Annotated in this window: 15 protein-coding genes and 1 riboswitch; of the genes, 2 read left to right on the top strand and 13 right to left on the bottom strand. The window is 53.0% G+C overall.

The annotated features are described in order from the left end of the window. Positions 1 to 189: 189 nt before the first annotated feature. The 5 genes from GOM71_RS06630 to guaA form a co-directional block, all read right to left on the bottom strand. Complete coding sequence (locus GOM71_RS06630) at positions 190 to 1,575, bottom strand: NCS2 family permease (RefSeq protein ID WP_156279063.1); 1,386 nt, start codon at positions 1,573 to 1,575, stop codon at positions 190 to 192. A gap of 128 nt (positions 1,576 to 1,703) precedes the next feature. Next, positions 1,704 to 1,804, bottom strand: a riboswitch (purine riboswitch). 179 nt (positions 1,805 to 1,983) lie between these two features. Continuing rightward, positions 1,984 to 3,294 (bottom strand): 6-phospho-beta-glucosidase, encoded by a 1,311-nt coding sequence (locus tag GOM71_RS06625; RefSeq protein ID WP_156279061.1) that lies wholly within the window; start codon positions 3,292 to 3,294, stop codon positions 1,984 to 1,986. Between the two features lie 18 nt (positions 3,295 to 3,312). Beyond that, on the bottom strand, positions 3,313 to 4,284 hold the full coding sequence (locus GOM71_RS06620) for an N-acetylglucosamine kinase (RefSeq protein WP_367649493.1): 972 nt from the start codon (positions 4,282 to 4,284) through the stop codon (positions 3,313 to 3,315). Positions 4,285 to 4,380: 96 nt separating this feature from the next. Further along, complete coding sequence (locus GOM71_RS06615; protein WP_156279057.1) at positions 4,381 to 5,247, bottom strand: AraC family transcriptional regulator; 867 nt, start codon at positions 5,245 to 5,247, stop codon at positions 4,381 to 4,383. Positions 5,248 to 6,298: 1,051 nt separating this feature from the next. Next, the gene (gene guaA / locus GOM71_RS06610) at positions 6,299 to 7,837 is read right to left on the bottom strand and encodes a glutamine-hydrolyzing GMP synthase (RefSeq protein ID WP_156279055.1); all 1,539 of its coding nucleotides are present in this window, start codon (positions 7,835 to 7,837) and stop codon (positions 6,299 to 6,301) included. Between the two features lie 162 nt (positions 7,838 to 7,999). On the opposite strand from guaA, the gene GOM71_RS06605 reads away from it, so the two are divergent. Then, positions 8,000 to 9,190 (top strand): DUF418 domain-containing protein, encoded by a 1,191-nt coding sequence (locus tag GOM71_RS06605; RefSeq protein WP_156279053.1) that lies wholly within the window; start codon positions 8,000 to 8,002, stop codon positions 9,188 to 9,190. 112 nt (positions 9,191 to 9,302) lie between these two features. Here GOM71_RS06605 and GOM71_RS06600 read toward each other — a convergent pair whose 3' ends face one another. The 8 genes from GOM71_RS06600 to GOM71_RS06565 form a co-directional block, all read right to left on the bottom strand. Further along, positions 9,303 to 11,861, bottom strand: coding sequence for a transglutaminase TgpA family protein (locus tag GOM71_RS06600; RefSeq protein ID WP_156279051.1), 2,559 nt, complete (start codon positions 11,859 to 11,861; stop codon positions 9,303 to 9,305). Continuing rightward, positions 11,848 to 13,416 carry a DUF58 domain-containing protein gene (locus GOM71_RS06595; protein WP_156279049.1) on the bottom strand — a complete coding sequence of 523 codons (1,569 nt, stop codon included), beginning with the start codon at positions 13,414 to 13,416 and terminating at the stop codon, positions 11,848 to 11,850. The genes GOM71_RS06600 and GOM71_RS06595 overlap by 14 nt, the downstream gene beginning before the upstream one ends. Further along, positions 13,356 to 14,381, bottom strand: a complete 1,026-nt coding sequence (locus GOM71_RS06590) for an AAA family ATPase (protein WP_156279047.1) — start codon at positions 14,379 to 14,381, stop codon at positions 13,356 to 13,358. The genes GOM71_RS06595 and GOM71_RS06590 overlap by 61 nt, the downstream gene beginning before the upstream one ends. A 581-nt stretch (positions 14,382 to 14,962) precedes the next feature. Then, the gene (locus GOM71_RS06585) at positions 14,963 to 16,402 is read right to left on the bottom strand and encodes a serine hydrolase domain-containing protein (protein WP_253944736.1); all 1,440 of its coding nucleotides are present in this window, start codon (positions 16,400 to 16,402) and stop codon (positions 14,963 to 14,965) included. Between the two features lie 50 nt (positions 16,403 to 16,452). Then, entirely contained in the window at positions 16,453 to 16,935 is a 483-nt protein-coding gene (bcp, locus tag GOM71_RS06580) for a thioredoxin-dependent thiol peroxidase (RefSeq protein ID WP_156279043.1), read from the bottom strand. Positions 16,936 to 17,006: 71 nt separating this feature from the next. Continuing rightward, positions 17,007 to 17,798: an ABC transporter permease gene (locus GOM71_RS06575; protein ID WP_156279041.1), complete on the bottom strand. Its 792-nt coding sequence runs from the start codon at positions 17,796 to 17,798 to the stop codon at positions 17,007 to 17,009. Between the two features lie 6 nt (positions 17,799 to 17,804). Then, positions 17,805 to 18,599 (bottom strand): ABC transporter permease, encoded by a 795-nt coding sequence (locus GOM71_RS06570; RefSeq protein WP_156279039.1) that lies wholly within the window; start codon positions 18,597 to 18,599, stop codon positions 17,805 to 17,807. After that, positions 18,596 to 19,645, bottom strand: coding sequence for an ABC transporter ATP-binding protein (locus tag GOM71_RS06565; protein ID WP_156279037.1), 1,050 nt, complete (start codon positions 19,643 to 19,645; stop codon positions 18,596 to 18,598). Before GOM71_RS06565 ends, GOM71_RS06570 begins: the two co-directional genes overlap by 4 nt. A gap of 297 nt (positions 19,646 to 19,942) precedes the next feature. Here GOM71_RS06565 and GOM71_RS06560 point away from each other — a divergent pair, with 297 nt between their 5' ends. Next, positions 19,943 to 20,995 carry an LCP family protein gene (locus GOM71_RS06560; RefSeq protein ID WP_156279028.1) on the top strand — a complete coding sequence of 351 codons (1,053 nt, stop codon included), beginning with the start codon at positions 19,943 to 19,945 and terminating at the stop codon, positions 20,993 to 20,995. Positions 20,996 to 21,120: the final 125 nt, after the last annotated feature.

The following is a 21,120-nucleotide window of genomic DNA, read 5'->3' as shown; positions in this document are numbered from 1 at the left end:
AGCCGACTCGCCCGACTCCTGTGCATCCTAACGGACTCGACTCAAAGCGCCTTGCACGACGCATCTCAGCCCGCCGCTTTCCTATTCCATCAGCACACTATAAAACAGCAAAAAACCGGCACCCATAAGGTGCCGGCTAAATTGCCGCAAGCGACGTCGGTCCGCCCCCGCCTGCTCAAACTCAAATGACTACTCTGCGCCAAGGAAAATAAAGCGGGCAAGAATGAGCGCCGCAATAATCCACATAAGCCAGTGTACTTTGTACTTGCCTTTGCCTGTTGCATTAGCAACAGTAGCGAGCAGCACGTAAGTAACAACGCCGAACGAGATGCCGTTTGCAATGTTGTAAGTGAAAGGCATCAAAGCAAGCGTCAGGAACGAAGGAATCGCGTATACCATATCCGAGAAGTCGATTTCTTTAATCGACTGCATCATCAGCACGCCTACAATGATCAAAGCCGCATTTGTTGCCGATCCAGGCACAAGTGCGATGATCGGGGCAACAAAGATCGAGATCAAGAAGCAAATGCCCGTCGTTACTGACGTCAGACCTGTACGTCCGCCTTGCGCAACGCCTGCCGAGCTTTCAACAAACGCGGTAACTGTGCTTGTGCCAAGCACCGCGCCGCCGCTTACACCGATCGCATCGACGAACATTGCTTTGCCGACGCGCTTCTTGCCTTCTTCTTCGTTTTTCATCAAGCCTGCGCGGTTCGCAGTGCCGACGAGCGTTCCGAACGTATCGAACAGTTCAACGAACGTAAACGTCAGAATCACGGTAACAAGGCCGACTTCCATTACGCCTGCGAAGTCAAATGCCGCGAAATTCATCGTCGAGAAGTCAGGTACCCAAGTTTGACCCGACAACGTTTTGTTCACATCAACGTGGCCTGTAATCAGAGCGATTACCGTAGTACCGAGAATACCCCACAGTATAGCGCCCGGTACGCGAAGCACCATCAGAAGCGCAATAAGTACAATACCGATAATGGTCAAATATACGTTAGGGTCAGCCAGATGTCCCAGGTGAATAACCGTTTCCGCAGAAGCAAGATCCGTGTATTCGCCTGTTTTTACATCGCGGAAAGTCGTAGCCGCAATCGTCATCAGACCGCTGCCTTTCAGGCCAATGATCGCAATAAACAAGCCGATGCCGACGGTAATCGCATGCTTCAAGCTGTCCGGCACTGCCGTAATCATCATCTGACGAATTTGCGTCAGCGTCAGAATGATAAAAATAATACCGGAAATAAAGACGGCGGTAAGGCCCATTTCAATCGAAATCGGCTTGTCCGTTGCCGCCGATGAAATAACAACCGTCGCAAAGTACGCGTTAAGTCCCATGCCCGGCGCAAGCGCAACAGGGAAGTTTACAAACAAGCCCATTGCGATGGAGAAAATACCAGCCGATAAAGCCGTTGCCAAAAATACTGCAGTCCAGTCCAGACCTGCCGGCGTCAGCACGATCGGATTGACGGCCAAAATATAAGCCATCGTCATAAATGTCGTCAGACCGGCCATTATTTCCGTTCTGAAGTTAGAACCGTGTTCTTTGAGCTTAAAGAAACGTTCCATTATTGATCATAACCCCCTAAAAATGTGTGCAAGCATTACAAAGAGCCTAGGGAACGGGATATGCGGAATACGCATTCTCATCTCCTAGGCTCTTCAAAAAGCGGAAAAGTATACCGTCGGACCGTACGGACTTTTTCCTCGCCTTTCGTAGCCTGATCATTTACGGTGATCGAGTAGAGACTCTCAAGCCAATTCTTGAGATTATACGAAAAGAGTTATAAAATTTATTGTTGCCGTTTCTCATTCTAATAAGGCACTATCATTTTTGTCAATAGAATTTACGAACATTAACGGTATTAATTCCCTTGAACATTCGTAATTATCCTTTCATTGGAAATTACTTCCCATAAAATGCTCGAAAGCGGAAAAAGCCTCCCTTTTCGGCGCTTCCGCTTTCATCATGCAGCATTATTTTTTTTCGAAAAATGCGGGCAGGTAAGCCTGATTCGCCTGCAGCATCTCATCCAGCATCGGCTTCGCAACGGACACATCCGGCACTAGCGGATGATGGACCATCGCTTGCAGCGCAATGCCTCGGTCCCCGGAAACTGCGGCTTCAATCGTCAGCGATTCATACGTTTTTACGGCATGCATAAGGCCTTTAATTTGCTCGGGCACGCGCTGCGGAGGAATCGGAATCGGTCCCTGCGCCGTCACGACGCAATTGACTTCAATGCTCGCGTCCTCCGGCAAGAACGGCAAAATCCCGCCGTTACGCACATTAAGCGTTTGAATATCTCTTCGATCCGTATAAAGCGAATGCATCAAATTGACGGCCGCCTCGGAGTAGTATGCGCCCCCGCGCTTCTCCAGCTGCTTCGGCTTTTTGTTCAAATTGACGTCCTTGTACAGCTCAAAAAGCTCGGCCTCCACTCGGCTGACCACATCTGCGCGCGTCCCGTCCTTCTCCTGCGACGTCTTCATATCCGCGAGCATCGTATTCGTCATATAGAAATAACGGAGATAATAGGTCGGAATCGCGCCTAGCGACCGCAGAAAATCAGCATCCCAGTCTAGGGCCGTTACATTCGTCGCCGAATAGTCTTTACCGCCATTGATCATTTCCTGCAATTTGTCCTCGCCGTTCACATATGCGGCAGTTACCCAGTGCAAATGGTTGATGCCGACAAATTCAGGAAGCGTCTCCTGCTCGGTTACGCCGTATTGCCTTGCCAAAAACTTCTGAAAATTGATCGGCGAATTGCACAGCCCGACCGTTCTCACCTTGCTGTGCTTGAGCACCGCCTCGGTTACAATACCGGCAGGATTCGTAAAATTAAGCATCCAAGCGTTTGGAGCGAGCTCCTCGATATCTTTGCAAATGTCGAGAATGACCGGCACGGTGCGCAGCGCCTTCAACATGCCGCCCGGGCCTGTCGTTTCCTGGCCGATCACGCCGTAAGAGATTGGAATATGCTCGTCGCGGCGGCGCGCATCCAGCAAGCCTACACGCATTTGCGTCGTCACGAAATCGGCTCCCGCAATCGCTTCGCGACGGTTCAGCGTCAGCTTGACATCGATCGGCAAGCCCGCTTTTTCCACCATGCGTTTAGCCAGCTCGCCTACGATTTCCAGCTTGTGCCGGCCTTCCTCGATGTCGACAAGCCACAACTCGCGAACCGGCATTTCGTTATATTTATTAATAAAGCCTTCGACAATTTCTGGCGTGTAGGAGGAGCCCCCTCCGATAACCGCTATTTTCAACGCTTTCTTCTCCATCTGCAAGTTCCTCCCTAGTTATAAAATAATTTTCCGAAGCGTTGCATCAACGCTTGCATCGATCGTAATGCCGGCTTGATCCATCGCGCTCATAACAGCGCCTATTACCGGATCGACGGACAGCTTCACGACGCTTGCTCTCGGCGCAACCTCAGCTACCGCCGTTTTGATCGCGTCGACCATGTGCGGCGAGGCGCCTCGCGACATGACGCTTCCCGCCAACACGACATCAAACATTTCTTCTTGCATATGAAGCCGTTTGATCAGCGCATTTACCGCATTGCCATGCTCGCGTCCCGCATCTTCAAGAAGGCGAATCGCAACCTTGTCGCCTTGAGCCGCCGCCTCGAACATCGTTTTGGCAAGCTCGTAGGATGGCGTTTTGCCGTTATCCAGCATATCGTCGTACATCTGCTGCAGCGAGCTATAGCCAAGCTGCTTTGGCACAAGCTCCATCAGCAGGCTCGGCGCCTCGCGGCCTTCCCAGCTCCTGATCGACGTTCGGAACGCTTGAATGGCCAGATCGGTCCCAGAGCCTTGGCCGTCTCCGAACAAATAGCCGAAGCCGCCGTACTGAAGCTCCTCACCTGCGGCGTTTCGGGCTGCGGCATTAAAACCGGTCCCGCTTATAATGACTGCGCCATGCGCGCGCTTCGTGCCTGCCCGCATCCCGATCATCGTGTCGCAAGCAATCGCATATCGCTCAAAACTTAGCGAAGCAATCATCGGGCGCAAAATGTTGTAGTCAGGCTCGCGATCCGCTCCCGCCAACCCGAAGTAGGCAAACGCAATGTCCTCCTTCGACGCACTGGCCAATTGAAGCGCTTCGGAGCATGCGTTGTCGATATTCGTCTTCGCTTCGGCAAAGGCTGTCTGATGATTGCCGTTGCCGCCGTATCCGCGTCCGAGCACGCGTCCAGTCTCATCCGTCAGCAATGCGTGTGTCTTGCTGCCTCCGGCATCTATTCCGAGAAAAAGAATGGGGACCACCTCATATTGTTCAAATTCACTCCATTGTTCATAGCTCTATTCTAAATAAAAAAACATCGTTCCTCTAATGATAAAGAACGATGTTCTAATACTATCTTACTGTCTTCTTTTTGATGCGCGAAGCTCGGTAGGCAGCTTTCCAACATGCTGTTTAAACAGCCTATTGAAGTTGGACAAGTTGCGAAAACCGCATTCGGACGCAATTTCAATCATTTTCTGATCGGTAGTTTCAATCAAGTCTACCGCATGAGAGAGCCGAAGCTGGATCAAATAGTCCATCGGCGACGTGCCGACCGTTTGTACGAATAACGCGCTGAATCGGGATGGGCTTAAATGCGCAATCTCGGCCAGCTCGCGCAGCGTCCACGGATGAGCGACATCGTCATCCATGCGGCGAAGCGCTTCGCGAATCGTCTCCATCCCTCGCGACTGGCTTGTAGCACGGCCTCCCGCTCTGGCGAAATGGCGATTAACGAGAGCCAAAAATCGGACAAGCTCCGAACGGATAATCGCTTCATAATGCGGCTGCTTGCTTTTGTACTCGGTCTGCATCTCCATTAATTGTTCGCCTAAACGGCGCGCCATCATGTGGTTCGGGTCCAGCACATTATCAAAACGGCTGCCCATTTCACGAAACGGATTAAGCAGCTCTGTATCGTACCGCTGCTCCAGCGCGAGGAACGACGGATCAAACATGACGACTTGCATGACCAGCCCTTCGTTCTCAAATGCGCGATGCAAATCATTCGAGTTGATGAGCAGAATATCGCCCTGTTGAAACTCGATGCGATTGCCGTTGATCAAGTAATAGCCGCTGCCTTTTACAATATAGTTGATCTCTAGCGCCGTATGCCAATGCAGACGCTGAAACGGAAGGCTGACTCCCTCTGTCTGTGAAATGATAATCGGAAACCCGTGCGGAAGCTCTATGTGATCTCGACTGATGGACGGATTTGCTTTCATTCCATCCCCTCCTGTATAGCATGCACACTCGTATCGTATTTCGAGTATACCAAGCTTGCATCTATGATGCGAGTGATCGCGTGAGAAAAGGCGAGTTATACACTGAACGTGCATATGGTGCAGCAATCCATCAAGTTTTACGAACCTCATTCGCTAGTTTACGAACGTATTTTCGTTGTTTTGCTCGATTTATTTGACCCTGCGGCAAGTAGCGAAACGGGTTTCGCTATCCATGAACTTAAATTCGCTATTAGCGAAAAACCTTTCGTTCTTGCTCGTAATCCTACCCTCACAGCTCGAATTAACGAACTTGCATTCCTTATACGGCGAAGCGGGTTCGCTATCGACCGGTCTAGGACTGCAGCTGGGTTACGCCCCCCGTCCCCTCAGGCCGTATGAGTATAAATAAAAAGCCGGACGAGGATGTCCTCGGCCAGCTTCGCTTATATTTGATTACTGTGAATGGGAGAAAAGCAAGGCGTAGATCGTACCTCCAACTAGCAGATACGGCTGCCGCTGATGTTGCGAGGGAAAGCGGAATTTTAGCGGCTGTAGGAAGCTTGGAACGAAAAACGTTAATATTGAGCGCTAGTCCGAGCGCACCAATGACGCCTCCAATTGCGCCGCCTGCAAAGATCAACAGCAGCGGAAGGAGGCTAAAAAACTTTTCATAGCCCTATAGTTTTTTGGCGATTTCAATGTCCCGTCCATCGAAGTTTACGATCGGCGTTCCGCTTAAGGCATGGCGTTTGACCGTCAGCTTTGGCTAGCAAGCTTTCCTCCAAAGCCAGGTACAAGCTTTAAAATCATGTCTGAATTGATTTGCGTTTGGTACTTCATATATGCCTCCTTGAAATTAAGGCATAATTAAACATTTATTTCATCGACCAGTACTAGATCGCAATAAATAGGACTATCTTCTCAAATACCAAGTTTTACCTATTTCGCAGAAGACGTCCATTCATTCCCTATAAAAAAACTCCCTTCTATTCGCGAATTAACGCAAATAAAAGGGAGTTCTATTTTTATACGCAAAGGTTGCAGATACAGCCTATTCCCACTCGATCGTAGCCGGCGGCTTCGACGTTACGTCGTAGACGATACGGTTGACGTTGTCCACCTCGTTAACGATACGCACGGAAATTTTCTCAAGCACGTCCCAAGGGATACGCGCCCAGTCCGCTGTCATGCCGTCGATGGACGTTACGGCGCGGATTCCGACTGTGTATGAATACGTACGAGCGTCACCCATAACGCCAACGCTCTTCATGTTCGGCAGAGCAGTGAAGTACTGCCAAATTTCACGGTCAAGACCAGCTTTAGCGATCTCATCGCGAAGGATCGCATCGGATTCGCGCACGATCGTCAGCTTCTCTTCCGTTACTTCGCCAAGCACGCGGATCGCAAGACCCGGGCCTGGGAACGGCTGACGCCATACGATTTCAGCAGGAAGACCGCACTCTTCGCCGACTTTGCGAACTTCGTCTTTGAACAACGTTTTGAGCGGCTCGACAAGCTTGAACTTGATGTCCTCAGGCAGGCCGCCAACGTTATGGTGAGACTTGATCGTTTGCGCCGTAGCCGTGCCGCTTTCTACGATATCGGTATAGAGCGTGCCTTGCGCAAGGAATTCGAAGTCATCAAATTTAGCCGATTCTTCTTGGAAAACGTAAATAAATTCGTTGCCGATAATTTTACGTTTTTGCTCTGGATCGTCCACGCCTGCAAGCTTGGACATAAAACGCTCGCGAGCGTCGATTTTAACAACCTTCATGTCGAACTTGCCGACGAACGTTTCCATTACGCCTTCCGCTTCGCCTTTGCGCAGCAAGCCGTGGTCGATGAACATACAAGTAAGCTGATCGCCGATCGCTTTATGAATCAGCATGGCAACAACGGAAGAATCAACGCCGCCGGAAAGCGCGCAAAGCACTTTTTTGTCGCCGACTTGCTCACGAATGTCACGAATTTGATCCTCGATGAACGATTCCATCGTCCAATTGCCTTCGCATCCGCAAATGTTGAACAGGAAGTTGCTGATCATTTCATTGCCTTTTTCCGAGTGGCGCACTTCCGGATGGAATTGCACCGCGTAGAATTTACGGTCCGTGTTGCTCATCGCCGCGATTGGCGCATGTTCGGTGCTCGCATCTACTTTGAAGCCTTGCGGCAGCTCAACGACGTGGTCGCCATGGCTCATCCATACCGTTTGGCGCTGCTCCAGATCTTTGATCAGATGGCTTTCAGCTATAAAATCAACTTCAGCCTTGCCGTACTCGCGCTTGCCGGCGCGTTCTACTTTACCGTTCAGCTGATGCGACATCAGCTGCATGCCGTAGCAAATGCCGAAAATTGGAATGCCGAGATCATAAATCGCTGGATCAACCAGCGGCGATTTTTCCTCATAAACGCTAGCCGGTCCTCCCGAGAATACGATGCCTTTCGGCTGAATTTCCCGGATCCGCTCCACCGACGTATTAAATGGCAGCAGTTCGCTGTATACGCCCAAATCACGAATGCGGCGTGCGATCAACTGGTTGTATTGTCCCCCGAAGTCGAGAACAACGATGATTTCATTTGGCTTGTTCATTACCGAGCCTCCCTCAATTAATGTAGTAATTATATCTATACCGCTTCTAGAGAGTCAAGGCGAAGAGACAGGTTCCGACAACATTTGCTATGGCAGCGTTTTATTTAAATGAATTGAAACTTTTGCAGAGCGGCGGCGTACTCAACTGTCGAGGTGAAAAAGATGAACCAACCGTCTTTAAGATTAAGGAACGTTGACGGCATAAGAGGCTTGAGCTTGCTCGGTATTTTGCTGGCTAATATGCTTTGCTTTCAGTACGGGATGTGGGGGATGCAGGATTTAAGCTTTTTCAACCTGTCCGCAGCCGATTCAATCGCCCTTACCGCGCTAAAAATCGTTGTCGAAACGAGCTTTATGCCGATTTTCGCGTTTTTATTCGGTTTCGGCATCATCAAAATGAAAGAAAACATCGAGCTAAGCGGCAGACCCGGACATCCGGCAGCGCACTTGGCGCGGCGTTTTGTGTTTCTTGTTGTTCTAGGGCTGGCTCATTATATTTTCCTATGGGAAGGCGACGTGCTCGTGACTTACGGTCTGGCGGGCTTTGGCATGCTATTATTCATAAACGCCAAGCCGCGCACACTGTTCATCTGGGGTATCGCCTTCATGATTATCGCTTCGTTAATCAGCTATGGCGCCCTCAACGAGACTATCGCGAGCAACGCGGTTATGGACAAATTCAATACGCAGACGGTGGATGTTTACGGCAGCGGCAATTTCACCGAAATTATCGCTCATCGAACAACGGAAGATCCGCTCGATCTTCACGGCTTTTACTATATCGTGATGCTGCTTATCGGCCCGTTGCTTGTCGTTCCAATGTTTCTATTCGGCATGGCAGCCGCCAAATACCGTTTGCTTCACCAGCCTGAGAATGAAAAGGCGCTCTACATGAAAATCGCCGCTATTCTCATTCCGCTGGGCTTGCTGCTTAAATCGGTCAAGCATATTTTCCCGGACTTCGGCTTTGGCGGCTCGATTAACTCTCTGGGCGGAACCATTCTTGCCCTAGGCTACCTGTCTGCCTTTGCTCTCCTATTCGCTGATCGCCCTCGCTGGCTGTCCGGCTGGCTAAACCGCTTTGAAAGCGTCGGCAAGCTGTCTTTGTCGAATTACTTGCTGCAAACGATTGCCTCGGTGCTCGTATTTTACGGCTACGGACTCGGCCTATTCGGCAAGGCCGGCATTATAGGCGGCATCGCAATAGGTATAGCTATCTATATTGCGCAGTCATTTGCGAGCCAATTGTATTTGCGCAAGTTCCGCATCGGTCCGGTCGAGCGCATCCTTCGCGCATGGACCGCTCTGCAATGGAAGCCGCGCGGAACGAAAAGCGGCGGCGTGAACATGTAAGCGACAGCGTGAACGAAGGAGCGGCACCCCGAATATCAAATTCGGAATGCCGCTCCTTTTCGCTTTTTACTTCCGGAGCGAGAGCTGCTGCTCGCGGTATTCCGTTATTCGCTCATTTGCTGCGGGAGCGAAGCGACTTGACCGCTTCCGCAAGCTGTTCGGGCGGCGGGGCGAGCCAATCGGCCCGCTGCCCGAACCTCGCTTCATCGTCCCATGCGATGAAGCGCTCCAGCGCTGCCGCGTGCACCCGCGGCAGCATGGCCGTCCGCGCCGCGGCGTACTCGCGCGCGGTTTGATGCGGCGGCCGCGCGCTGATGCGCCGCTGCAGCAGCGACCACGTCGCGGCGGATACCGCCGCGAACCGCTGCTGCGCCTTCGCGCGAGCCGCTGCAATGCCGCTGGCGCGGCCGCCTTCAAGCGGCGCCGGCCCGGCATCGCCGCCGGCTGCGCGAAGCGCGGCATACGCGGCGCGGTAACGGCGCAACGCCAGCGCAAGCTGCAGCCTGCGGCGCTGCAATGCCGCAACGGCAGCGGCGGCGACCGCGAGCGCGGCAGCTGCAAGCCCCGCCTGCGCGGCCGGCGTCGCATCGCCAATAGCGCTAACCGCGTCCCCAGCCGTTGCCGTCAAAGCGGCTGCGCCCGAGGATATATCCGCAAGCAGCGCATTCGAGCGCTCCGCCAACGAAACCGTTCCTGCTGTTTTATCGCTAGCCGAGTTAACTGCTGCTCCATTCGCCTTCAAACCGCCGCCCCCGTTCGAACCGTTAAAGCCGCCTTCTCCGTTGAGCACGCCAGCTGTTGCAGACGGCTGTCCGCTCTCCGTGCCGCTAAAACCCGGCGTCGGATCAAACGGCACCCATCCCGTGCCCGGGAAATACACTTCAACCCACGCATGCGCATCCTTCGCGCGTACTTCATAAGCCGTCAAGTTACTGCCGCTCGAAGCCGCGATGGAAGCGGCGACGCTGCTTTCCGCATCCGTCGGCGTCCCGGAAGTGAACCCCTTCACCCAACGGGCGGGAATGCCTTGCGAGCGCAGCAGCACAACCATTGCCGTCGAAAAATGGACGCAATAGCCGCTTTTTTGCTCGAATAAGAAATAATCGGCCAAATCTGCTCCTGCCGGAGGTATTTTGCTATCCAGCGAATAGAGGTAATTGGACTCCAAATAGCGTTCAATCGCTTTAACCTGCTCCAACCGGCTCGTTACGCCGCCGCCGGCAATTTCCGATGCGAGCGCAGTCACGCGAGAAGGCAGCGACTCCGGCAGCTGCAAATATTCGCTTAGCCCTTCTTCGCTTGCGCCTTCCCATAGAGGAGCGTTCTCTTCCGCCGCCGAAAGGCCGCCGCCAGTCTCCAGCTTCGTCTCGTCAATAACCGGAAGAACGCTTTGCACCGTATACTGCGTCACTTTCGCTACTGAAGAAGAAGCAAGCAGCGTTCCGTTTGCTTCATTTCGAACATAAGTATTCAGCGTTCGTCTCGGGTCGGAAGCGACCAGATTGATCACATGCCCGGATGGCCCCGCTGCAAACAACGGCAGCCCTTGCGAGGGCTGTTTCATAATTACGGTCTGGACGATAGACACGCCTGCCGCGGCGTCGGACACTCCTTCCGACTCCGGCCTCGATTGGACAGCCTCCGAATCGCCGTCTACTTGAAGCAGCGTTTTTTTGCTCCAGGCATCGCTCCAGCCTCGCCCGTCATAGCTGCTCTTCGCTTCGCCGCGCCAGTAAGACTGAACAGGGGAAAAGCCGGTAAAAATGACCGAATCATCCTGCGAAAGCGCCGCCCCCAGCTCACTGTCATCAAAGCCGTAGCCCGTCACGGCTCCCGCGCTGATTCGTCCTCCGCCTTCCGGCTGAAGCACCGCCTCGCTGCCGCCGGCAAGCGAAATAATCGATTGCTCCAGCCGATCGGCAAGCGATGCCGTCCATGCCGCCGGTTCGTCGACAGCAGGCTTGTCTTCTGACAGCAGCATTCCAGCGCCAATACAGACCGCAACCGCAAACATTGACGCCGCAAGCCAGCCTGCGCCGTTGCCCGCGCGCTCCCGAACGCCGCCGGATACCCGCTGCACTCTGCTCATCGCCACAATCGCGCCGAGCAGCAGTCCTTCCGCCGCCGTTCGCAGCAAGCCGGAAGTTACATCCATCCCGAGCCAGACATGTATAGCCGCCAAATACAGCGCAGTCACAGCAGCCAAACCGAGCGACAGCTGGCGCATCCACATGAGCGCTTGCAGCGCCGGCGCAAGCATCGCCCAACCGGCGAACAGCAAGAGCGTGCGCAGCTCGCCTGACATCGTCCAAAGCCCGTATTTAAACATAAAGACGACATCATTCCACAGCAGCGACGGAAAATGGCCCAGCCATTGCAACGCGCTCTCGTCTCCGCTTTTGAACAGCCACATTAAACTCAGCAAGCATAATCCTGCATTAAAAAGCAAAGAGACAATCCACGCCGGACGAAACAATCCTGCTCCAAGCACGCAGCCTACAATGACAAGCAGAGGTCCGAGCTGATAAAGCGCTCCCCAGTCGCTGTCGTTCACCCACGGCAGCATCCATTCCGCCAGCAAGCCAAACAGAAGAAGGCTGGTCAGCAGCCGATAGCCGAGCGAATGTCCTTGACCTTGCCCGTCCTCCTGCGTTCCGTTAAAAACGTTCATTAGAGCCCCCTCCTTCTGACCCGGCGATTGCCGTATAGGTTTTTTCGCTCATTCGTTCCGGAAAAGGGAGCCATGTCATCCGAATGCCGCTGCTTTCCAAGATTCGCTGCTGCTCGCGCATCGCGTACGTCAATACGGACTGCTTGGTCACAACATGCAGCTCCAAGCGGCAGCCGTAATCGGACGCGTATGCCGCCAGCTGCGTCCAGCCTTTTCCGTCGTGCCAATCCGCCGTGTAGGCGTGAACGACCCCGCCGTGGCGCATCACGCCAAGCTCTTTTCTTATCGCCGTCCTGTCAAGCTCGACGGCCTCAAGCCGCAGCTTCGCCAGCCGTTCAAGCAGCGGCTCTGCCGCTTCTGCGCCCGATGCGGCAAGCAGCCGGACGCTCCCGCCGGCTGCCGCAGCCTGATCGATCGCCTGCGCTGCCCAAGCCGCGCAGGCGTCGAACAGCCGACCGTCTCCGCTGTAAGCAGCGGATGACGCGTCGACCATAATGGCCAGCTCGGCGGGCTTCTCCGCCGCATGCTGCTTCGTATACAGGCCGCGGCCTTTCGCTGCGGCCCGCCAATCGATATGGCGCAGCGAATCGCCTTCCCGGTACGGGCGGTTGTCCGGCCCGATACCGGCGTTCAACGGCATTCTCGCCGCTGATGCATCCGCTGCTTCGCCTTCTTTGCTCGCGATGCTCGCATGGCTTGCTCCCCTGTCGGTCAGAACGCCGCCCGCAGCCTGATCGCGGCCTCGCAGCTCAACCGTTTCCGGGAGAGCAGGCAGCGCAAGCAGCACGCCTTCGCAGCTCAGCTTGCGGGTAATCGCCGTCAGCCCGAGCCAGTCCCCAACGGTCACGGCAACGAGGTCGAACCGATGCTCCCCGCGTTGAAGCTTATTTACCGTATATTCAAACGTAAATTGTTTGCGGAAGAGCGGAGCAGCAATATATCGGAATGCTACGCGCGCTTCCTTATCCGAACTCGCATGGGCATTCATTAGTCCGTCGCGGACCGCAATCCAGCTGAATGGCATTGCCGCAGAGCGCCGTACAGTCACTCTGATCATTGCGCTGTCTCCGTCCCTAACTTGCGTGGCTGAAAGCGAGCGTTCAACAGACAGCCCTGCGACCGCTGCATAAGGACCGATTGCGCTGATCGCAATCACGCAGCTCAGCAAAGCAACAAGAAACGCTTCGACCTCGCCTCCCCGCGTCAGCATGGCGGCAAAGCTCGCGCACCATGCGGACGCCAGAAACGTCCAAGCGAACCACCTTGTCCGGTAAGGCTTCTCGTGAATAGCCGCATCAGTTGCACCGCCATTCATGCCGCCATTGCCGCCCTTCCGCAAGCTTCCTTTTTGAATGACAGAAGACCCTGTTGCCGCTCCGGACAAAGCGCCAGCATCAGCCGAGTCCGCTAGCCGCGCATTGGCGCCAGCCGTCTCATTGCCTGCGGCAGTCTGCGATGCAGCAACTTCATTATATTGGCTGCTCCTGTTGGTCCTCATTTCATCCCCCGGCCTGCCATAGCTGCCGCTTTGCCCGACAGCTGCACGCCCTTCCAAATTTTCCGCAGCTCCTCCGCCGCGTGAATTTTCGCTCCCCGAATACCGGCATTGGCTTCCAGACGGTGCAGCAGCACCGCTTCTCCCGTTGCAATCAAATCATCGGGGAGCACATAGCCTCTGCCCTCCAAATAAGCATGCGCCTGCGAGGCGCGCAGCCAGTCCCGTCCAGCCCGCGGACTAAGTCCGACAGACAGCTGCGGCGAAATTCTTGTCGCATTCGCGACTCCGACAATCAATTCGATCAGTTCGGGGTGGATATAGCTGAGCTGAGCTTCTCTCTGCATGCGGGTCCATTCCTCCGGCATTACGACCGGACGCAGCTGTCCCGGATCGATCCGGCGGCCCTCGGCGTATTGCTCGAGCAATTTTTTCTCATCCTGCTGCTCCGGGTAACCGATAGACAGCCGCATCATAAAGCGATCCAGTTGAGCTTCCGGCAGCGGATTCGTCCCTTCGCAGCTAAGCGGATTTTGCGTCGCAATGAGCAGAAACGGATTCGGCAGCTTTCTCGTTTCGCCTTCCACGCTGACGCGCTTCTCCTCCATCACTTCCAGCAGCGCGGATTGCGTCCGCGGCGAGGTCCGGTTGATCTCGTCAGCCAGTACGATATTGGCCATAATCGGACCTGGACGGTACACCATTTCTCCGCTGCGGCTATCCCACACCGTGCCGCCAATTACATCGGCAGGCATCATATCCGACGTAAACTGGATGCGCTTGAATTCCCCGCCTAGCGCGCGGGCAACAGCTTGGGCAAGCAGCGTCTTGCCTACGCCGGGCACATCCTCGAGCAGCACATGCCCCCCGGCAAGCATCGCCGCGAGCATTTGCTTGATCGTCTCTCTTTTTCCTAGAAGCACGCTCTCTACTCTATGAATCAATCGTTGCAGCAGCACTTGCGGCGGTTCCGGCCACAGCTGCCTCTCCTTCTCGTTATCCTGCTTGAACTTCGGCGCTATCATAGAATCATTCCCTTCGCAATCTATTCTATTTTCAGTGTCACCACATTCACTTCTATTTAGACCTGCTAGAGTTGCAAAAATAGTGGCCGCTCCCAACGCGCGGACATGCCAAAAAAGCGTGCGTCCCGCCATTATTATCAATGACGGCGAAACGCACGCTTTAAACCCAAATATTCAAACAAGGCTGTTTTCAGGCTTGTTTAACCTGCTATCAATCTTGGTAAACTGTCTTCGACGTAAGCTAACGTACATTTGTACCTTGGAGCAGCGCGCATCCGTTTCCTTCAAGGCTCTAACGTACATTTGTACCTTAGAACGCCCTGCACTCGCTTCATCACCAGGCTTATCCACTAGCTAACGTACATTTGTACCTTGGAGCGCGCCGAACTGACTCCAAGGGAAATACTGTTTCAAGCCCGCGCGAATGAGAGGCTCGTCCTCAACAATCATTACTTTCAGCATGGCATTCACCCTTAGATTCAATTTTGCGAAATTTCAACATAATTATAATGAAAACTAAGGGATGGTCCTATACGGATAAATAAGCAAAAAGAAAAAGGGTCAAAAATGGACCCTCTATGTCAATTTTGAAGGATAGCCGCCGCAGCCATCGACTGCAGCTTATCCATCATCATCGCGGTATCTGCGCCCGCATGATTGCTCAGCAATATTACCGTTACGCCGTTATCCAAATTTCGCGACATGCCGGTGGAATAACCGCTTCCGCTTCCGTTGTGAAATACGATCTTCCCTTCCGCGGCTTGCTTGACGATCCAGCCGTAGCCGTAGCCTTTCGCCGAATGAGCCGTATACATCGCCTGAAGCGATTGTTCTGTGAGCAGCTTGCCCGAACGCAACAATCCATCCCACTTCAACAAATCGTCAACTGTCGAGTACAGCGTTCCTGTGCCGGATTGGGACGCATAATAAGGCGCTTTCGTCCAGCTTCCGTCCTTGGCAAGCACATAGCCTTGATTCGTTGGCGTAGCAACAGTTGCCGTACCGGATTGTTTCATCCCCGCCGCATTCAGCAATCGCTTCTCAACATAATCGCCGTAACTCATGCCCGACAGCTTCTCGATCGTATAGGCAAGCAGAACATAGCCGCAATTGCTGTATTTATAATCGGTTCCCGGTTCAAATGCGAGCGTCTTGCCGCGAATTTCGTCAATTGTCTGCTCCAGCGTCACGCCATCCTGGCGCGTAAACTCGGAGGGAAGCCCGGAGGTATGCGAGAGCAGCATATGTATCGTTATCCGCTCTCCGCCGGGTATGCCGGTAACGACGGTTGAGATCGGATCGTTCAGCTTAAGCTTTCCCGCTTCGACCAGCTGCATAATCGAAGCCGCAGTAAAAGATTTCGTAATTGACGCGATTCGCGTCTTCCCGTCAGGGCGATTCAATTTGCCGTCGTTCGCCAGCCCGTACCCTTTGCGCAGCAGCGCTTTGCCGTCCTTGGCGACAAGTGCCATGCCCGAGAACGAGTTCTGCTGCAAATAGCTGTCGATTGCCGCTGCGGAAGCGTTCACTTGGGTGGACTTGTCTGTCGCAATCGCTATAGACAGTCCTGCTGGCGTCTGCGACAGATTAAGCGAAGCTCGCATCGCTTCCATCAATCCGCGCAGCGGAACCATCAGACTGCCTTTTATCGTACGCGAAGGTCCGCTCATTTGTAATTTAACGCCATTAATTCGTATTAAAGAGTCTCCCGACCGCTGTGTAACAACATCGCCGTTCAAGGCGATAGACACCGTCTGGCTCCCTTGATTCCAGGCGACTTTGCCGCCAAGCGATACAGCCGCTTCCCGCAGCGGCACCATCGTCGCACCCTTTTCTACGAATGGCTCGCCATTCCAATGCACCGCGCCGCCATTGATCGTAACGATCGCTTTGCTTCTTGCCGCCGCTTGCTCCGTTGGCGCTGCAGCTATGGGCTCCAGCCCCAAGCCGCCGACTCCCGTTGCACAACAGACGGCAATAACGGCCGCTGTCCATGCAACTCCTGCTTTTTTAACAAGCATCAAAGTCTGACCTCCTTTAGCCCTTTGTCCGCAGATTCAACCTCTAATGGTCATTTGCTCTGCTGCAGAGCTTCCAGCACCTGCGCGACATGTCCTTTTACTTTCAAATTGCGCCATTCTTGCTCTAGCTTGCCCTTTTCATTAATAAGGAAGGTCGAACGAACGACTCCCATATACTCTCTTCCATAAAGCTTTTTTAGCTGCCAGACGCCATAGAGCTCGCATGCTTTATGCTCCGAATCGGATAACAGCAAAAACGGAAGCTCCTGCTTTTCGATAAATTTAAGATGCGATTTTATCGGGTCCGGACTGATCCCGAGCACAACTGCGCCGTGACCGGCCAATGCCTCATAGGAATCTCTGAAATCGCAAGCCTGCTGCGTACATGCCGGCGTCGAATCCTTCGGATAAAAATAGACGACTACTTTCTTTCCTTTAAAGTCGCTAAGCTTAACGACTTCACCGTTCGACCCCATCAGCGCAAAGTCGGGCGCTTTACGTCCGAGCTCAGCTGTCGCTTTCTTTGTTGCCATAATCAATGTACCTCCGCTATTGAAACGCTATTGCTAAAGCAAATGCATAAGTTATTTTTCAAACGATCGCGCTATGAGCCCGCGCCGCGATACCGTTTCACGCCATAATTCCAAAGGGAAAGCCCTAACGCGAAGAAAACGATGCCGACAACCGGGGTCAGCAGCGCAAGCTGCGACAGATCGTCTGCCTTTTTCTCCAAAAAGTACGATGCGGGAATGACCCCGACGAACGCAAAGGGCAGCAGCCACGTTAAAATAAAACGAATCGTTTTATTGTAAATATTGACCGGATAGCGCCCATAGTTCTGGATATTGTAGATTAGCGGAACAATGCCTGTCGGCGCATCGGAGAAGAAGGAGAGCGCCGAAAGCGCAGTGTAAATGCCCCCGTAGACAAGGACGGCGCCAATGACGAATAACAGCATCATCAGCAGATCAACCGCATGGAACGGCAGCCCCAGCTCGCCCCAGCACACGGCCATAATAATGCTGCCAACGACCGAGCCGATCAGCGACGGCGGATCGACGTTTTCGAGCAGCACCTGAAACAGATTGTGAGCCGGCCTCGTCAAGATCCGGTCCATCTCTCCTTTGACGATATACCGCTCGCTAAAGTTCCACATGTTAAAGAAAGTCGTAAATACGCCGTACGGAATCATGAAGAAGCCGTATACGAAAATGACCTCCGCTTCCGACCAGCCGCCCAGCGAAGGCGTATGCTGGAATACGACGAGGATGAAAAACAGGTTCATCCCTTGAAACATTAAATCGGACAACACCTCGATCCAAAAATCGGCTCGATAGGTCAGCCTTGTTTTTGCGTAATTCTTAATGTACTCCCACAATAAAACCGCATATATCATCGTTCCTTAACCCCCTTGCACGATCAGCCGCTTGCGCGCTGCCCGCCACACTAACCAAATTGGCACAATCAGCACGGCGAACCAAACGATTTGCAGCCCGATTGCTCCGTACGCTTCGGCAAGCGGCGTCCGTCCTGTAAACACGGCACTCGGCAAATACGTGATCGCTTGAAACGGCAGCCACTTCATAGCCGCGCTTAGCCAGTCCGGGAAAAAGGCGATCGGGATAAGCACGCCGGAAAATAAGTCGACCATGACGCGTTTCATCCGCATCATCCCTTCGTTGTTTTCGACGAAGAAGGCGAACAGGCCGGTCAAAATGTTAATTTGCGAATTAATTAGGAAGCTGAACAGCAGCATGACGAGATAAACCGCCCATGTAAGCGGATCAGATGGCAGCCGAACGGGAAAAATAATACAGACGATGATCATTCCCGGCACCATGAAGAGCAGCATGCGGAACAGCCCTTCGCCAAAGCCTTGCATCATTTTGACGAACAGGTAGGAATAAGGCCGAATCAGCTGCGTCGCAACGCTGCCGTCCCGGATTTCGTTCGCGATTTCGCGATCCAGATTGTTGAAGTAGAATGCCCGCGCCATCCATGAAACGGCAACATAGGTCGTCATTTGCGCCAGTGTAAAGCCTTGCAGCGTTTCCGCGTCGCCGAAAATCGCCTTCCAGAGGAAATAATAGGCGCCAATATTGATCGCATAAATGATGATGCCGCTGTAATAATTGACGCGATAGGCAAGCATCGTCAAAAAACGGATACGGATAAAGTCGATATAAGCGCTCGTCATCGCAGTGCAGGCTCCTCTTCTTTCAATAGAGCTGCGGCCGCTGAAGCCGATGCCGAACCGGAACGGTAAATTTCCCGCACAATCTCGTCGGTATTGGTCTCGGTAATTTTAAGGTCGCGAATAGCGGTTCCGCCGGTAACGATCGACAGCGCGTCGGATACGTTTGTCGTATGCGGCAGCCACATCGTTGCGCTGAGGTCGCTGTCCTGCTTCCAAGTAACGCCAAGACCGGCTGTCAATTGCTCCAGCTTCGCAAGCGGCGTCGCGGACGTGAATTGGAACTGCACCTCGCGTCCTTTGCTCCAACGGCCTTTAAGTTCGTCAAGGCTGCCGTCATAAATGATCTTTCCGTCGTCAAGCATAATGACGCGCGAGCAAAGCGCTTCGATATCTTGCAAATCATGCGTCGTCAGCAGAATCGTCGTGCCTTCCTCGCGGTTCAGCTCCTGCAAAAACTCACGTATTGCGGTTTTTACAACGATATCAAGTCCGATGGTCGGCTCGTCGAGAAACAAGATGGACGGGTTATGCAGCAGCGAAGCAACGAGCTCGCAGCGCATCCGCTGTCCAAGGCTGAGCTTTCGTACGGGACGGTTCAGCAAATCGCCCAGATCAAGCCGTTCCACCAGCCGATCGAGTCGCTTGCGGAAATCCTGCTCGGATACGCCGTACACTTTGCGCAGCAGCCTGAACGATTCGATAACGCCGATATCCCACCATAGCTGCGAACGTTGGCCAAAAACGACGCCGATTTCGCCGACGAACTTTTCCCTGTCTTTATAAGGGATATAGCCGTTCACGCGAATATCGCCGGAGGTCGGGACGAGAATGCCGGTCAGCATTTTGATCGTCGTTGATTTTCCCGCTCCATTCTCGCCGATATAACCGCAAATTTCGCCTTGTGGAATTTGGAATGAAATGTCTTTTACCGCGCGCACCTCATTATATTCGCGTTTAAATAAGTCTTTCAGCGCGCCTGACAGCCCTTCGCGGTTTTTCTGCACCTTAAACTGTTTACGTAAATCTTTCACGTCTATTGCCAGCATTTGTACTAATCTGCTCCTCTCCGTACATACGGTCGACATTTCCCGGGAAATTGCGAGATATTCCCAATCATGCGTAATTTCTGACAGCATGACTCGCTTTTCATGTAGATTTAAGCTTCCTGCATTAAAGTTGACTCATAATCTCCGCATTAAAATGATAAAACTTGCGCCGAATCGACGTTCCGCTTTATAATTTTATGATATGTAATATTACCATTAGTTATCGTTCATCGTAAACGTCAATACCAATCAATCGAGATATAGGATTTATTTGCTGAAAGGGGCACTAGTAACGAAATGCGCAGTCAACCAAAAAAGAAGAGGAGCCTGGGAATCCGAATACTTGTCGGTGTCCTCGTTATTCTGGCTTTAATAATCGCCGGGATTATCGTATGGGGCTCTGGCGTATATAAAGGGCTGGACAGCTTTAGCAAAACGAAAGAAGAGTCCCGCTTCGGGCAATTCGAAGAAAAGCCTGAGCTTGCGATTTCAAAATGGGAAGGCAAGGAGCGCGTCAACATTTTGCTGCTCGGCGCCGATGCTCGCGGTCTGGAAGAAGACCAGGTGGCACGTTCCGACTCGATGATGGTCGCTTCATTTGACCCTGTCACGAAGAAAGCCCACTTGTTCTCCGTTCTGCGGGACACCTATGTGGAGATTGACGGACATGGAGACGGCCGAATTAATACGGCTATAACTCTCGGCGGTCCTCAGCTCGCTATGAAATCAATCGGCGACCTGCTGGGTCTCGACATTCAATATTATGTATATACCGACTTTGAAGGATTCAAGGCGCTGATCGATGCGATCGGCGGCGTATCCATTGATGTCGAGAAAGATATGCATTATACCGACAACGCGGACAACAATGAATATGACATCGATTTGAAAGCCGGCTATCAGGAGCTTGACGGCGACAAAGCGCTGCAATACGTCCGGTTCCGCCACGACGCAATGAGCGACTTCACCCGTACCGAGCGGCAGCGTAACTTGCTGCAAGCGGTGGCGAAAGAGCTCCAATCGTCCTGGAACATTATTAAAATGAAAAATATTTTGGAAAGCGTCTCGCCTTACATCGAGACCAATCTTCAAGTAACCGACATGCTTAAGCTTGGACAGCTTGGGGTCGAAAGCCATGTGGCCGGCACTGCGCAAGTGCCGCCGATGGATTTGATCGCCGATGAGAAGGTTGGCGGCGCTTCGGTTCTTGCCGTTCGCGACGACGCGGAGCTGCTCGCGTTTGTGCAGGAAACGCTCGCTGCCGATCAGACGCTTCCGTCTCCGTCTCCATCCGCTGATGCGGAAGACGGCAGCGCGTCTACGAATAGCGGAAGCAATACTTCGCAGTAAGCAAGCTTTAGACAAATCAACTTCGATCGCTAAGCGACGGCTTCATTCCGCTCAGGAATGAGGCCGTTTTGCCGATTGCGAATAACAAATTCGCTAATACCATGAATGGAGCATGTGGATAACGT

The organism is Paenibacillus sp. NEAU-GSW1 (assembly GCF_009737085.1).
Lineage (GTDB): Bacteria > Bacillota > Bacilli > Paenibacillales > Paenibacillaceae > Pristimantibacillus.
Note: the sequence above shows the minus strand (reverse complement) of the source record. Positions and strands in the feature narration are given on the sequence as shown.

What these genes read in the sequence shown, in the direction of transcription:
- GOM71_RS06590 (WP_156279047.1), bottom strand. Translation starts at nt 14,381, where the DNA reads ATGATAGCGCCGAAGTTCAAGCAGGATAACGAGAAGGAGAGGCAGCTG.
- GOM71_RS06560 (WP_156279028.1), top strand. Translation starts at nt 19,943, where the DNA reads ATGCGCAGTCAACCAAAAAAGAAGAGGAGCCTGGGAATCCGAATACTT.
- GOM71_RS06570 (WP_156279039.1), bottom strand. Translation starts at nt 18,599, where the DNA reads ATGACGAGCGCTTATATCGACTTTATCCGTATCCGTTTTTTGACGATG.
- GOM71_RS06605 (WP_156279053.1), top strand. Translation starts at nt 8,000, where the DNA reads ATGAACCAACCGTCTTTAAGATTAAGGAACGTTGACGGCATAAGAGGC.
- GOM71_RS06575 (WP_156279041.1), bottom strand. Translation starts at nt 17,798, where the DNA reads ATGATATATGCGGTTTTATTGTGGGAGTACATTAAGAATTACGCAAAA.
- GOM71_RS06600 (WP_156279051.1), bottom strand. Translation starts at nt 11,861, where the DNA reads ATGAACGTTTTTAACGGAACGCAGGAGGACGGGCAAGGTCAAGGACAT.
- GOM71_RS06585 (WP_253944736.1), bottom strand. Translation starts at nt 16,402, where the DNA reads ATGCTTGTTAAAAAAGCAGGAGTTGCATGGACAGCGGCCGTTATTGCC.
- GOM71_RS06630 (WP_156279063.1), bottom strand. Translation starts at nt 1,575, where the DNA reads ATGGAACGTTTCTTTAAGCTCAAAGAACACGGTTCTAACTTCAGAACG.
- GOM71_RS06565 (WP_156279037.1), bottom strand. Translation starts at nt 19,645, where the DNA reads ATGCTGGCAATAGACGTGAAAGATTTACGTAAACAGTTTAAGGTGCAG.
- GOM71_RS06625 (WP_156279061.1), bottom strand. Translation starts at nt 3,294, where the DNA reads ATGGAGAAGAAAGCGTTGAAAATAGCGGTTATCGGAGGGGGCTCCTCC.
- bcp (WP_156279043.1), bottom strand. Translation starts at nt 16,935, where the DNA reads ATGGCAACAAAGAAAGCGACAGCTGAGCTCGGACGTAAAGCGCCCGAC.
- guaA (WP_156279055.1), bottom strand. Translation starts at nt 7,837, where the DNA reads ATGAACAAGCCAAATGAAATCATCGTTGTTCTCGACTTCGGGGGACAA.
- GOM71_RS06615 (WP_156279057.1), bottom strand. Translation starts at nt 5,247, where the DNA reads ATGAAAGCAAATCCGTCCATCAGTCGAGATCACATAGAGCTTCCGCAC.